The sequence below is a fragment of the Pseudomonas sp. G.S.17 genome, assembly GCF_038096165.1.
In the GTDB taxonomy this organism is placed as follows: Bacteria; Pseudomonadota; Gammaproteobacteria; order Pseudomonadales; family Pseudomonadaceae; genus Aquipseudomonas.
This window is the reverse complement of sequence record NZ_CP151076.1, coordinates 4,843,304-4,857,080: the sequence shown is the minus strand read 5'-3', so window position 1 is coordinate 4,857,080 and position 13,777 is coordinate 4,843,304. Positions and strand designations below refer to the sequence as shown.

The window sequence follows — 13,777 nt, the reverse complement described above, 5'->3', positions numbered from 1 at the left end:
GTAGGAGTCGTCTGGCATGCGCAGCGAAACCATGCTGCCAATCAATAGAAGGGGTAGGATAGCCGCCTGTTTTAGTCTGCCTTTATTCGGGAGTAGCCCATGAGCGCTGTAAATCGCGCAGCGGTGGAAGCCGTCCTTCGCCAATATACCGATCCCTATTTGAATCAAGACCCGGTCACGGCCGGTTGCGTACGCGCCATCGACATCCAGGGTGAGCGTGTCAACGTCCAGCTGGAATTGGGTTACGCCGCCGGGTTGTTCAAGAATGGCTGGGCGCAGATGCTGCAAATCGCCATCGAAGGCCTGGATGGCGTGACGTCGGCCAAGGTCGAGATCAACACGGTCATCGCCGCGCACAAGGCCCAGGGGCAAATCCCCGGCCTGGCCAATGTCAAAAATATCGTTGCCGTGGCGTCGGGCAAGGGCGGTGTCGGTAAGTCCACGACGGCTGCCAATCTGGCCCTGGCGCTGTCGCGGGAAGGCGCGCGGGTCGGGATTCTCGACGCCGATATCTATGGGCCAAGCCAGGGCGTGATGTTTGGTATCGCCGAAGGTACCCGGCCGAAGATCAAGGATCAGAAATGGTTCGTGCCCATTGAATCCCACGGCATCGAAGTCATGTCCATGGCGTTCCTGACCGATGACAACACGCCGATGGTGTGGCGCGGGCCGATGGTCTCCGGCGCTTTATTGCAGCTGATTACCCAGACCGCCTGGAATGATCTGGATTATCTGGTCATCGACATGCCCCCGGGTACCGGTGATATCCAGTTGACCCTGGCCCAGAAAGTCCCGGTTGCCGGCGCGGTGATTGTCACGACCCCGCAGGATCTGGCGCTGCTGGATGCCAAGAAGGGCGTGGAAATGTTCCGCAAGGTGAATATTCCGGTGCTGGGCGTGGTCGAGAACATGGCGGTGCACATCTGTTCGAACTGTGGCCATGCCGAGCATTTGTTTGGCGAAGGCGGTGGCGAGAAGCTGGCCAGCCAGTACAACGTCGAGCTGCTGGCTTCATTGCCGCTGTCGATGTTGATCCGCGAACAGGCCGATGGTGGCAAGCCAACGGTCATTGCCGAGCCGGAAAGCCAGATTGCCATGGTTTATCAGGAATTGGCGCGGCACGTTGGCGCGCGGATCGTCCTGCAGGAAGCAGAAAGCCCGGCGATGCCGAATATTTCGGTTAGCGATGACTGAAAAGGGTTTTCTTTGCTCGTGATTGCGGCGTAGGGCCGGCTTTGGCCGGGAGTCGGTTGGTCTATGCACTGCAACGGTGTAGACAGTAACGCCGCTCTCCCGGCTAAAGCCGGCCCTACCGTTTCTTCGCTGGCAGCGCGGAAAAACAGCAGGCATAAAAAAACCCCGCTTTTGGCGGGGTTTTTTTTAAGCGATTCAGTACAAGTTAGATAACTTGAACTTCTTCAGCTTGCATACCTTTCTGACCGCGGGTAGCGATGAAAGAAACCTGTTGGCCTTCTTTCAGGCTTTTGAAGCCGTCGGATTGGATAGCTTTGAAGTGAACGAACAGGTCGTCACCCGATTGTGGAGTGATGAAGCCGAAGCCTTTTTCATCGTTGAACCACTTAACGGTACCAGTTTGGCGATTAGACATGGTGTATCTCCTTGGACAAAGTTAACTGCGACTCAGGAAATGCCCTGGCCGAGACTGAGTGCAAAGAGCAGGAAAAATTCTTGGAGATGGTTGGATCGAAATTCAACATCGTGTAGAGATTCTCAGTGACACAAGCAACACAGTGACGCCACCTTAACGCTTTTTTTTGAACGTGCCAACACTCTGTGCAGGAATATTTCTATTCGTGTCCAAAGCATGACCTGCATCATGCCCACAGTCTTTGAACCCGGCGCCCCGGCCCGGTAAGATGCCGGACATCTTTTTCACCTCGCTATTCAGGACACCGCCATGAGCATCAAATCGGACAAGTGGATTCGCCGCATGGCGCAGGAACACGGCATGATCGAGCCTTTCGTGGAGCGTCAGATGCGCGGCGAAGGCGCCGACCGGCTGATCTCGTACGGCGTTTCCAGCTACGGCTACGACGTGCGTTGCGCTGCCGAATTCAAGGTATTCACCAATATCAACTCGGCGACCGTCGATCCGAAGAACTTCGATGAAAAAAGCTTTGTCGACGTTACCAGCGACGTCTGCATCATCCCGCCGAACTCCTTTGCCCTGGCGCGCACCGTCGAATATTTCCGTATTCCGCGCAATGTGCTGACCATCTGTCTGGGAAAAAGCACCTACGCGCGCTGCGGCATCATCGTCAACGTGACACCGCTGGAACCTGAGTGGGAAGGACACGTGACTCTGGAGTTCTCCAACACCACGACCTTGCCAGCGAAGATCTACGCCAATGAAGGCGTGGCGCAGATGCTGTTCCTGGAATCTGACGAGGAATGTGAGATTTCCTATAAGGATCGCGGCGGGAAATATCAGGGCCAACGTGGCGTGACCCTGCCGCGCGCATAGGCCTCGGTGTATTTGTTACCGTTGATCCTGGCCGGATTGAATTAGTCTTCATTTCGGCACTCTATTGAGCTGAACTGTTTCCCCTCGCGTCATGCGAGCGGGGCCAACGCTCAGGAGTGCCCTATGAAGATAGAAATGAAGCCCAGTCCCCAAGGGGTTGACCCGCATGCCAATCAAGTCGGTCTACTCGCCTGGTCGTTACTAGCGCATCCACAATTCAATATGGTTGGCGGTATTCCCGGCCAGCCAGGCCCTGATGGGCCGGGAGAAATCCCAGAGCCGACTGAACCGGGCAGCCCGACTGTTCCGGACGAGCCACCACCAGCCCCGGTCGTCTGATTTCCCTCATGCTTCTGCTGGCGCATGCACTGGCCGGCAGAGTCGTGTCTGATCGGCCACGAAAGTGGCTGAACGGGCTAAAAACCGGCTAAGTTGAATCGATTCAGCTGCGCCTATCCTGCAGCCCAGACCGCGCCATCGCCGACGACATATATTTGCTTGTCAGGGCTTTGTTCGATGGCGAAGCCGCCGGTAAAACCACCAAAAGCTGGCAGCAAACTCACCCTTTCTCCCATGTAAAAGCAGGCCAGTCGCAGGCTTTGCCGTCCCCGGCCCTGCAAGCGATAAACCGGATGCACATGCCCGGCCAACACGTGATGGGTTGCGTGTGGATCGGGCTCATGTTGCAACGCGAACGGACCCAGTAGCAGCGGTTCGGTTACCACTTCGATTGCAAGACTGTCAGGCGGATCGCCGGCGCGTTTGTCGTGGTTGCCGCGAATCAGCGTCATGCGCAGGTCAGGACGCGCCCTGCGCCATTCGCCAAGCGCGTTCAGCGTGGTGGCCGTGTGAGATTCAGGCGCATGCAAAAAGTCGCCGAGAAAGATCAGCCAGTCGCAGTTGTAAGCAGTCAGCAGTCGATCAAGACGCTCAAGATTGCCTTGAGTCGTGCCGTGTGGCACCGGTTGGCCGAGTTTTCGATAGGCCGCAGCCTTGCCGAAATGCACATCAGCGATCAACAGCGCGCGGTGTTCCGGATAATAGATCGCTTTATCGGCCAATAACCAAAGCTCGGCACCAACCAGATTGATCGCAAGGTACGGCTTCATGGGTTCGCCTCGGGACCGGCCGCCTTCTCAAGGTCGCGCACCATGCGCGCGATGCGGTCGGCGAGTTTCTCCGAGCTCAGGCTTTCGCGCATGCGTTCGACCAGCAATGGAAAGGCCAATGGCGTGGCGCGTTTGATCAGGTGTACGTCAAGCGTGCGCTGATTGATGCGTTGCAGGGTGTGTTCGAGCCGCTGCACGTCCAGTTCCTGGCGCAACACTTCCTCCTCGGCCTGAGTGAGCAGCAGATTGCTGGCGTCGTATTGTTTGAACACTTCAAAGAACAGGCCGCTGGAAGCCTGTAGTTGTCGATTACTCTTGGGTGCGCCCGGATAGCCGGAAAACACCAGTCCGGCGATCCGGGCGATTTCCCGGAAGCGGCGCAGTGCCAGCTCGCCGGCATTCAGGCTGGCGATGATGTCGGCCATCAGATTGTTTTCGGTGAACAGATCCTTGCGCAGTTGCTCGGCCCAGTCGATTGGCGTGGCGCTGAGCAGTTCAAAACCGTAATCGTTGACCGCGATGGAGAAGGTCAGCGGCGTGTCACGACTCAGGCGCCAGGCCAGCAGACTCGCCAGCCCAAGATGCACATGGCGCCCGGCAAACGGATAGAGAAACAGATGCCAGCCTTCCCGGGATTTGAGCACTTCGGCGAGCAACGTGTGCTGTTGTGGCAAGCCCGACCAATGCCGCTGAACCTCCAGCAGAGGTTTGACGGCTTGCATCTCAGGGCTGACAAGCTCGCCACGGGCAGCGGCGTCGAATTTGGCCACCACCGCGTCAGCCAGTTCGTTGGAAAGCGGCATGCGTCCGCCGTTCCAGCGCGGCACGGCGGCCTTCTTGCTGGTGGCGCGCTTCACGTAGGCGGTCATGTTCTCGACCCGCACCAGTTCCAGCAGGCGCCCGCTGAACAAGAAGCCATCGCCGGGTTTGAGGCGGGCAATGAAGCCTTCCTCAACGCTGCCCAGCGAGCCGCCGCCACCGCCTTTCGACCAATACGTCACATTGATGCTGGCGTCACTGACGATGGTGCCGACGCTCATGCGATGCCGACGTGCCAGCCGCGCATCCGGCACGCGCCAGATGCCGTGCTGGTCGGGTTCGACGCGTCGATAATCCGGATAGGCCGTCAGCGAGTGGCCGCCATGCCGGACAAACGCCAGTGCCCATTGCCATTCCTCGTCGGTCAGCTCGCGGTAGGCCCAGGCGGTGCGTACTTCTGCAAGCAGCTCGTCAGGCAGGAACCCGCCGCCCAGCGCCATGCTGACCACGTGCTGCACCAGGACATCGAGGGGTTTGTGCGGCGATTCCCGAGGCTCGATCATTCGTGCTGCTATTGCGTCATGCGCCGCTGCGGCTTCGACCAACTCAAGGCTATGAGTGGGCACCAGCGTGACGCGTGACGGCCGCCCCGGTGCGTGCCCGGAACGACCGGCGCGTTGCATCAGGCGCGCCACGCCTTTGGCCGAGCCGATCTGCAACACCCGCTCGACGGGCAGGAAATCCACGCCCAGATCCAGGCTGGAGGTACACACAACTGCTTTAAGCTGTCCTTCTTTCAAGGCGCGTTCGACCCAGTCGCGCACTTCCCGGGACAACGAGCCATGGTGCAAGGCAATCAGGCCAGCCCAGTCCGGTCGCGCTTCGAGCAAGGCCTGATACCAGACTTCCGATTGCGCCCGGGTATTGGTGAACAGCAAGCAACTGGCGCTGCTGTCCACCTCCGCCAGCACTTGCGGCAACATCCGCAGGCCCATATGCCCGGCCCACGGAAAACGTTCGATTGCCGGCGGCAACAGCGTATCGACCAACAACTCTTTGCTGATCTTGCCTTGCACGCTGACACCGCCGTGGCCCAGCAACACCTGCTGCGCATGGTCTTGATTGCCCAGGGTCGCAGAAACGCCCCACACGATCAGTTGCGGATTCCACTGACGCAAACGGGCGAGGGCTAATTGCAGCTGCACGCCACGCTTGTTGCCGATCAGCTCATGCCATTCATCAACGACTACCATCTTCAGCGTCGACAGCGTGCCCTGCGCGTCGGCACGGGTGAGCAGCAAGGTCAGGCTTTCCGGCGTGGTGATCAAGGCGGATGGCAGGCGTCGGCCTTGTCTGGCGCGTTCGCTGCTGCTGGTGTCGCCGGTGCGCAGGCCGACGCTCCAGGGAATGTCGAGATCCTGCAATGGCGCTTCGAGCGCGCGGGCAGTGTCGGCGGCGAGGGCGCGCATCGGGGTTATCCACAGCACGCCCAGCGGCGCGGCAGGCGGTTTGCGTTTGCGTGGTTTGTCTTCAGGCGGGGCTTTGTTGGCCTGGGCAAAACAGTTCAGCGCCGCGAACCACACCGCGTAGGTTTTGCCGGAGCCGGTACTGGCGTGCAGAAGCCCTGACTCGCCACGTTTCACGGCCGACCAGACTTCTTTCTGGAAAGGAAAGGGCTTCCAACCGCGCGCCGAAAACCATCGCTGAGCGAAATCGGTGGGTCTGCTCATGCGCTCCGTGTGCTCTGAATGGGTTAAATCAGAGACAGCAACGGGTCGCGAATAGTTTTACGGCGATGCGGAGCATCAAGGTTTCGAAATATTTGTAGGACCGGATTCATCCGGGAAGGCGTCAGTCCGGCCGATGCATCTTCGCGCCTGAAAAAATGCCTTCGCGGATAAATCCGCTCCTACGATGGTTTTTCATGTCATCCGGTTAACGGCCTACTTCAAATTCCCGCTCAAGAATTGCTGCAAGCGCTCGCTTTTCGGATTGCCCAGTACTTCTTCCGGATGGCCGGATTCTTCGATCTGGCCTTGGTGCAGGAACACCACCTGGCTGGCGACTTTGCGGGCGAAGCTCATTTCGTGGGTGACCATGATCATGGTGCGGCCTTCTTCGGCCAGGCCCTGGATCACCTTGAGCACTTCGCCGACCAGTTCCGGGTCCAGCGCAGAAGTGGGTTCGTCGAAGAGCATGATTTCCGGTTCCATCGCCAACGCCCGGGCAATCGCCACGCGCTGTTGCTGACCGCCAGACAGAAACGCCGGGTATTGGTCGGCGACACGGCCGGGCAGCCCGACTTTGTCCAGGTACTTGCGGGCGCGCGCTTCGGCTTCGACCTTGGAAACTCCCAGCACCCGGCGCGGCGCCATGGTGATGTTTTCCAGAACCGTCATGTGTGCCCACAGATTGAAATGCTGGAACACCATGGCCAGACGCGTGCGAATGCGTTGCAGCTCATCGGGATCGGCAACGCGCATGCCGCCGGCATCGCTGACCATGCGTACTTGCTGACCGTCCAGGGTCATGGCGCCGTCGTTGGGTTGTTCGAGGAAATTGATGCAGCGCAGAAACGTGCTCTTGCCCGAACCGCTGGCGCCGATCAGGCAAATCACGTCGCCTGTGCTGGCCTTGAGCGAAACGCCTTTGAGCACCTCATGGTCGCCATAGCTTTTATGCAGGCCATCAATGGTCAGTTTGTACATGACGGGCAGTCCTTAAGGAGAGAGTAGGTAACCGCTGCGGTAGGCTTCGGTGCCTGCAACGTGAGCGATGACCATTCCGGCAGTCGCCATGCGCCGTAACGAACGGGCGTAGAGCAAACCGGAATTAAGAGTATGGATGGGGGTGACGAGGTCGTTGATCGGGTCGATGATCTCGGCGATCAACTGCCCGGCCTCGACGTACTCGCCCGGCTGAGTGCAGAACACCAGCAAGCCGCCCACTGGCGTCGCCACCGGTTCCACCGCGGCCAGCGGCGTGGCGGGATAAAGCAACTCAGGCGGCGGCGTGGCCTCGGCGGCGATTGCACCAAAATGACTGAGGTAACTGATCAACGCCTGACAGTCGCGGCTGGCCAGGGCGTGATTGACGTCGCCCTGGCCGCGCAGTTCGAGCGTCACCGAAAAGCTGCCCATCGGGATCTCGAAGCGATTGCCGAAGCGTTGCTGCAATTGCCACCAGACCAGGGTGAAACATTCGTCGAACGACTGGCCGCCCGAATCGGTTGCCAGCAGACTGGCCTGCGCGCCGAGATACCGCGACAGCGCCTCCACCTGGGGCCAGGCTTGCGGCGTCGTGTACAGATGTTCAACCGCTTCGAAGTCGCAATGCAGGTCCAGGACCATGTCGGCATCGCAGGCCAGGCGTTGCAGGGTCAAACGCTGTGACTGCAATTGCGTGCTGGCGACCTGCGCCTCCAGCGCGTTGCGCAGGCTGCGGCGGATCAGCTGGACATTGTGCTGCGGGTCGCCATTTAACTGCGCCTCGATGGCATCGCCCACTTCCTGGCCGAGATCCACAAACCAGCGGTTGAAGTTCTGTCCGCTCTCCAGTTCATAGCGGCCCAGCGGAATGTCCATCAGGATCTGTTCCAGGCCCACCGGATTGGCCACGGGCACGATGACGATTTCGCCCAGCAGTAAGCCGGCGTTTTCCAGCTCGCTCAGACGCTGCTTCAGATACCAGGCGAGCAGCATGCCGGGCAGTTCATCGGCATGCAGCGAGGCCTGGATATAGATCTTGCAGGCGCCGTTTTGCGGTCCGTAGTGAAAGCTGTGGATCTGTCGCGCGGTACCCGGCATCGGGGCCAGCAAATCATGGGTTTCATGGCGCATATGCAGGTCCTAGTGAGCCGGGCCGAGGAAGGCCAGCCAGCGACGTTCGGCCAGACGGAACAGGCCCACCAGGATGAACGTGACGCACAGGTAGATCAGCGCCGCGATACCGAAGGACTGGAAGGTCATGAACGTGGCCGAGTTGGCGTCCCGTGCAACTTTGAGAACGTCCGGCACCGTGGCGGTGAACGCGACGGTGGTCGAATGCAGCATCAGGATCACTTCGTTGCTGTAATAAGGCAGCGAGCGACGCAACGCCGACGGCATGATCACGTAGGCGTACAGCTTCCAGCCGGTCAGGCCGTAGGCTTTGGCGGCTTCGACTTCCCCGTGAGCCATGCTGCGGATCGCCCCGGCGAAAATCTCCGTGGTGTAGGCGCAGGTGTTCAGGGCGAAGGCCAGGATCGTGCAGTTCATTGCATCGCGAAAGAAGGCGTCGAGCATCGGCTGTTCACGAACGGCGGCGATGCTGTAGATGCCGGTGTAGCAAATCAGCAGCTGTATATAGAGGGGCGTGCCGCGAAACAGGTAGGTATAGAACTGAACCGGCCAGCGCAACCAGGCTTTGCTCGATACCCGGGCGATCGACAGCGGGATCGATACGCAAAAACCGATGGCAATGGAAGCACTGAGCAGCCACATGGTCATCGCCAGACCGGTCACGTGCATGCCGTCGCTATAAAGGAAGGGCCGCCAGTATTCCTGAAGCAGTTCGATCATCGCTGAGCCTCCCGGCTGCCGGCTGCGTAGCGGCGTTCAGCCCAGCGCAGCGCGAAGTTGGAGGCGCTGGTGATCAGCAGATAAATCACCGCCGCGAGCACCAGGAAATAAAACAGCTGATACGTGCTCTTGCCGGCATCCTGTGCAGCCTTGACCAGATCCGCCAGGCCGATGATCGACACCAGGGCCGTGGCCTTGAGCAATACTTGCCAGTTATTGCCGATACCCGGCAGGGCAAAACGCATCATTTGCGGGAACACCACGTAGCGAAAACGCTGGCCGCGCTTGAGCCCGTAGGCAGTAGCGGCTTCAACCTGGCCGCGAGGCACGGAAAGAATCGCACCCCGGAACGTCTCAGTGAAATACGCGCCATATATAAAGCCGAGAGTGATCACGCCTGCACTGAAGGGATCGATTTCGATGTAGTCCCATTCCATGGCATCTGTCAGCTGGCTCAGCCAGGTTTGCAGGCTGTAGAAAATCAGCAGCATCAGAACCAGGTCGGGAACGCCACGGATCAGCGTGGTGTACATCTGCGCCGGCACGCGCAGGATAGCGCTGCTCGACAGTTTGGCACTGGCACCAATGAGGCCGAGCAGAATGCTCACCAACAGCGACAGTACCGATAATTTGATGGTCATCCAGGTGCCTTCGAGCAACAGCGGGCCGAAGCCTTTCAAGCTGAACGCCGAGAGTCCCAGGTTTTGTATAAGGGCATCGAACATGGATAAAGCCTTTAGCGGTCAATAAAACAAAACGCCCATCGACACGGCGCAGGATTGTCGCCGGAATCGATGGGCGTCGGGGTGTTATTTACCGCTGTACAGAATCAGATCGTCGAAGTGTTTCTTCTGGATCTCGGCGTACTTGCCGTCGTCGTGTAACGCTTTGATACCTTTGTCCAGCAAGGCTTTCAGCTCTTTGTTACCTTTGGCGATACCGACCGCGGTCTTGGCAGGCAGCAGCGGGTCTTCGATTGGCTTGCTGACTTCATAACCAGCGCCGGCCGGGGTTTTCAGGAAGCCCAGTTCGGCTTGCAGCATGTCCTGAACCGAAGCGTCGAGACGACCGGAAGTCAGGTCGGAGTAAACCTGATCCTGGTTCTGATAAGCCTTGGTGGTCACGCCAGCCTTGTCCAGAATGGCCTTGGCATAGGCTTCCTGAATGGTGCCTTGCTCGTAGCCGACGGTTTTGCCTTTCAGGCTGGCCACTTTTTCACTGATGCCCGCGCCTTTCTTGTAGACGAGCGAGGTTGGACCGGAGAACAGTTCGTTGGAGAAATCGATAACTTTCTCGCGAGCTGGAGTGACGGTCATCGAAGAAATCACGCCGTCGAATTTCTTGGCTTTCAGGCCAGGAATCATGCCGTCGAAATCGCTTTCGACCCAGACGCATTTCACTTTCAGCTCGGCGCAGATCGCGTTACCCAGGTCGATGTCGAAGCCGACCAGGCTGCCATCAGCGGCTTTGGATTCGAAAGGTGCATAAGAAGGATCGACGCCAAAGCGCAGTTCCTTGTATTCCTTGGCCATTGCATTACCAGCGGCTAGACAAATAGCCAATGCAGAGAGGGTCAGCCATGCTTTTTTCATCGTTCAGTCCTTAAAACCAAATTGAGCGTTGGGAACACGCGAGGCTTGCTACCGGCGGGTGCCAGACTCGAGAAGATAGCAATTTCCGAACCAAAGATACGAACGTGCGTTTTAAATGTACGCAGTTGTCGCAATGCTGTCTTCGAGCCTGATTGCGCGCGGCTGCAAGAGTGTAGCTTGTTCGCGAAAGGTCTCGATGGGGCAAAAAAACGCCTTGCGCAACGCTTGACTGCGGCAGATGCGCTCTCGGGTGTGTGCGTTCGTCTGTAGCAAGCGCGCTCGCGGGAGTCATTCAGTAACCATTGAGTAGCAATGCGCACATACGCGCACACAAACGGAGCATTCAGCCGGGCACAGGAAAATCGGCGCCCCAAAAAAGAGCGCGCATCCTAACTCAACAAATCCTGCAGCGTCGACAGGCTGTCAGCCTCGGCCACCGGTTTGTCATGGCGCCAGCGCAGCATTCGCGGGAATCGCACGGCAATCCCGCTCTTGTGCCGCTTGGACAGCGCGATGCCTTCGAAACCCAGTTCGAATACCAGGCTTGGGGTAACACTGCGCACCGGGCCGAATTTTTCCACGGTGGTCTTGCGGATAATGGCGTCGACCTTGCGCATTTCTTCGTCGGTGAGGCCGGAATAGGCTTTGGCGAAGGGCACCAACGTGCGTTCGCTGGATTGCGGCGGTCCATCCCAGACGGCGAAAGTGTAGTCGCTGTAGAGGCTGGCCCGCCGACCGTGACCGCGTTGCGCATAAATCAGCACCGCGTCGACGCTGAATGGATCGACCTTCCACTTCCACCAGACGCCCATGTCTTTGGTGCGGCCCACACCGTACAAGGCTTCCCGGGCCTTGAGCATCATGCCCTCGACGCCCAGGCTGCGCGAGGCTTCGCGCTGTTTCTGCAGATCCAGCCAGTCGTTGCCGGTCAGCACCGGTGACGGCAGCAAGACCGGGCTGTTGCAGTTTTGGATGACTTTTTCCAGCTGAGCTCGCCGCTCATGTTGCGGGCGACTGCGCCAGTCATGACCCTGCCATTCGAGCAGGTCATACGCCAGGATCACTACCGGTACCTCTTCGAGGATTTTCTTGCCCAAGGTCTTGCGGCCGATACGTTGCTGCAACAGCGCAAAGGGTTGCACCGAAGGTTGCGCTGGCCCGGCTTTGATCTGTTCCTCGCTGCTCAGGGCAAACTCGCCGTCGGCGACCGTTTCGCCTGGCGGCGCTTTCCAGACCACGATTTCGCCGTCGATCACGGTCCCGTCGGGCAAGCTCTGGGTCAGTGCGTGCAGCTCCGGGAAGCGATCGGTGACCAACTCTTCGCCCCGCGATCAGAGCCAGAGCCGGCCTTCGCGCTTGACCACTTGTGCGCGAATGCCATCCCATTTCCATTCCACCTGCCAGTCATCCACCGGGCCGAGCAGGGTTTCGAACTGATCCACCGGCTGTTGCAGGGCATGGGCGAGAAAAAACGGATAGGGCTGGCCGCCACGCTGGGCGTGTTCGTCCTCGGATTCTTCGGCGATCAACTTGAGAAAGCCCGCGGCGGTCGGCCGGTGGGAAAGATCGGTATAGCCCACCAGACGTTGCGCGACCCGCTTGCTGTCGATATCCGCCAGGGCGGCGAGGGCACGGGTTACCAGCAACTTGGACACGCCGACCCGGAAACTGCCGGTGATCAATTTGATGCAGACCATCAGGCTGACGCGATCCAGTTGCGTCCAGAAGCCAGACAGACGCTCGGCAAGTTCTTCGGGCGGCAGGCCGCGCAAAGGCAGCAAGTGTTCCTCCATCCAGATCGCCAGGCCCTGATCCGAGCTGTGCACCGCTTCCGGCAACAGCAGCGACAGGGTTTCCGCCAGATCACCGACCGCCTGATAGCTTTCCTCGAACAGCCATTCGGGCAAGTGCGCCAGAGTCATGGCCTGTTCGCGCAGCAGTTTGGTCGGCACCAACTGGCGTGGGCGCCCGCCGGCCAGAAAGTACACCGCCCAAGCCGCATCTTCTGGCGGAACCTCGGCAAAATATTCGCGCATGGCGGCGAGTTTTGCGTTGCTGGAGGTGGTTGCGTCGAGGCGGGAATAGAGTTCGGCAAAGGCTTTCATGGCCTCACCTCGTCAGATTGCGCCAGCGCAGGCTGTTCGATTTTAGCCTCGCCCGTGTCCTCTTCGTCGCCATACTCGGTCACGAAACCTTGGGCATCCAGGCCGGCTTCGCGCAAATAACGCACGAGAGTCGCCACCGAGCCGTGGGTCACCATGACCCGTTCCGCGCCGGTATTTTCAATCGCCCACAGCAAGCCGGGCCAGTCGGCGTGATCGGACAGCACAAAGCCGCGATCCACGCCGCGCCGTCTGCGGGTGCCACGCAACATCATCCAGCCGCTGGCGAACGCATCGCTGAACTCGCCAAAACGGCGCATCCAGGTGCTGCCACCGGCGGAAGGCGGTGCGAGGATCAACGCCTGACGCAGCGCCGGGTCAGTCTTTTTGAAATCGCCAGCGTACTGGGTTTCAGGGATACGTACGCCTGCTTCGCGGTACACCCGATTCAGCGGCTCGACCGCGCCATGCACGAGGATCGGACCGATCTGCGGATCAATGCCGTGCAGGATGCGCTGGGCTTTGCCGAACGAATAGGCGAACAGCACACTGGTTTTGCCGACCGCCGCGTTGGCCCGCCACCAGTCGTTGATCCCGGCGAAAATTTCCGCCTGCGGCTGCCAGCGGTAGATCGGCAGGCCGAAGGTCGATTCGGTGATGAATGTGTGGCAGCGCACCGGTTCGAAGGGCGCGCAGGTACCATCCGGTTCGACTTTGTAATCCCCGGATGCGACCCAGACTTCGCCTTTGTATTCCAGGCGCACTTGCGCCGAGCCCAGCACATGGCCAGCCGGATGCAGGCTCAGTTTCACGCCGTGGTGCAGCAGGCTTTCGCCATATTCCAGGGTTTGCAGGTTGATGTCCTGGCCCAGCCGCGCACGCAGAATCCCTTCGCCGGGAGCCGCCGCCAGATAATGCTCGTTGCCGGTACGGGCGTGATCGCCATGGCCGTGGGTAATTACCGAGCGTTCCACCGGGCGCCATGGGTCGATATAAAAATCCCCGGGCGGGCAATACAGACCTTCGGGGCGAGCGATAACAAGATCCATGGGATGACCAATGCGATGGGCTTGTTAGTTATGAGGTGGAGCGGGAGAGGAAGTTCGAAGAAGAAAACGCTCGGGTAGTGTGGGAGCGAGCTTGCTCGCGAAGGGGAGTGTCAGATTTTTTG

The 13,777-nt window shown here is 59.4% G+C and carries 12 protein-coding genes and 1 pseudogene; 3 read left to right on the top strand and 10 right to left on the bottom strand.

Annotated features, from left to right (window positions below):
* Positions 1–99: 99 nt before the first annotated feature.
* Entirely contained in the window at positions 100–1,194 is a 1,095-nt protein-coding gene (gene apbC / locus AABC73_RS22620; RefSeq protein ID WP_065835403.1) for an iron-sulfur cluster carrier protein ApbC, read from the top strand.
* A 205-nt stretch (positions 1,195–1,399) separates the two neighbouring features.
* On the opposite strand, the gene AABC73_RS22615 is transcribed toward apbC, so the two are convergent.
* Positions 1,400–1,609, bottom strand: a complete 210-nt coding sequence (locus AABC73_RS22615; RefSeq protein ID WP_002554837.1) for a cold-shock protein — start codon at positions 1,607–1,609, stop codon at positions 1,400–1,402.
* Positions 1,610–1,918: 309 nt separating this feature from the next.
* Between AABC73_RS22615 and dcd the strand changes: the two genes are divergently transcribed.
* Positions 1,919–2,485 (top strand): dCTP deaminase, encoded by a 567-nt coding sequence (gene dcd, locus AABC73_RS22610; protein WP_020288957.1) that lies wholly within the window; start codon positions 1,919–1,921, stop codon positions 2,483–2,485.
* Positions 2,486–2,608: 123 nt separating this feature from the next.
* Positions 2,609–2,824 carry a hypothetical protein gene (locus AABC73_RS22605; RefSeq protein ID WP_065835402.1) on the top strand — a complete coding sequence of 72 codons (216 nt, stop codon included), beginning with the start codon at positions 2,609–2,611 and terminating at the stop codon, positions 2,822–2,824.
* A gap of 113 nt (positions 2,825–2,937) precedes the next feature.
* Here the strand turns inward: AABC73_RS22605 and pdeM are convergent, their stop codons facing one another.
* From pdeM to AABC73_RS22560, 9 genes and pseudogenes are all read right to left on the bottom strand, one after another.
* Positions 2,938–3,594, bottom strand: a complete 657-nt coding sequence (pdeM, locus tag AABC73_RS22600) for a ligase-associated DNA damage response endonuclease PdeM (RefSeq protein ID WP_341521044.1) — start codon at positions 3,592–3,594, stop codon at positions 2,938–2,940.
* A complete protein-coding gene (locus tag AABC73_RS22595; RefSeq protein ID WP_341521043.1) occupies positions 3,591–6,083 on the bottom strand; it encodes a ligase-associated DNA damage response DEXH box helicase in 2,493 nt (830 codons plus the stop codon). The genes pdeM and AABC73_RS22595 overlap by 4 nt, the downstream gene beginning before the upstream one ends.
* Positions 6,084–6,296: 213 nt before the next feature.
* Entirely contained in the window at positions 6,297–7,061 is a 765-nt protein-coding gene (locus AABC73_RS22590; protein ID WP_341521042.1) for an ATP-binding cassette domain-containing protein, read from the bottom strand.
* A gap of 12 nt (positions 7,062–7,073) precedes the next feature.
* Positions 7,074–8,192: a succinylglutamate desuccinylase/aspartoacylase family protein gene (locus tag AABC73_RS22585; RefSeq protein ID WP_341521041.1), complete on the bottom strand. Its 1,119-nt coding sequence runs from the start codon at positions 8,190–8,192 to the stop codon at positions 7,074–7,076.
* Positions 8,193–8,201: 9 nt separating this feature from the next.
* Positions 8,202–8,912, bottom strand: coding sequence for an ABC transporter permease (locus AABC73_RS22580; protein ID WP_341521040.1), 711 nt, complete (start codon positions 8,910–8,912; stop codon positions 8,202–8,204).
* On the bottom strand, positions 8,909–9,637 hold the full coding sequence (locus tag AABC73_RS22575; RefSeq protein ID WP_331152029.1) for an ABC transporter permease: 729 nt from the start codon (positions 9,635–9,637) through the stop codon (positions 8,909–8,911). The genes AABC73_RS22580 and AABC73_RS22575 overlap by 4 nt, the downstream gene beginning before the upstream one ends.
* Positions 9,638–9,721: 84 nt before the next feature.
* On the bottom strand, positions 9,722–10,504 hold the full coding sequence (locus AABC73_RS22570) for a transporter substrate-binding domain-containing protein (RefSeq protein WP_341521039.1): 783 nt from the start codon (positions 10,502–10,504) through the stop codon (positions 9,722–9,724).
* A 389-nt stretch (positions 10,505–10,893) separates the two neighbouring features.
* Positions 10,894–12,609, bottom strand: a pseudogene (locus AABC73_RS22565) (ATP-dependent DNA ligase).
* Positions 12,606–13,655, bottom strand: coding sequence for a ligase-associated DNA damage response exonuclease (locus AABC73_RS22560; protein WP_341521038.1), 1,050 nt, complete (start codon positions 13,653–13,655; stop codon positions 12,606–12,608). Before AABC73_RS22560 ends, AABC73_RS22565 begins: the two are co-directional and overlap by 4 nt.
* Between the last annotated feature and the right edge of the window lie 122 nt (positions 13,656–13,777).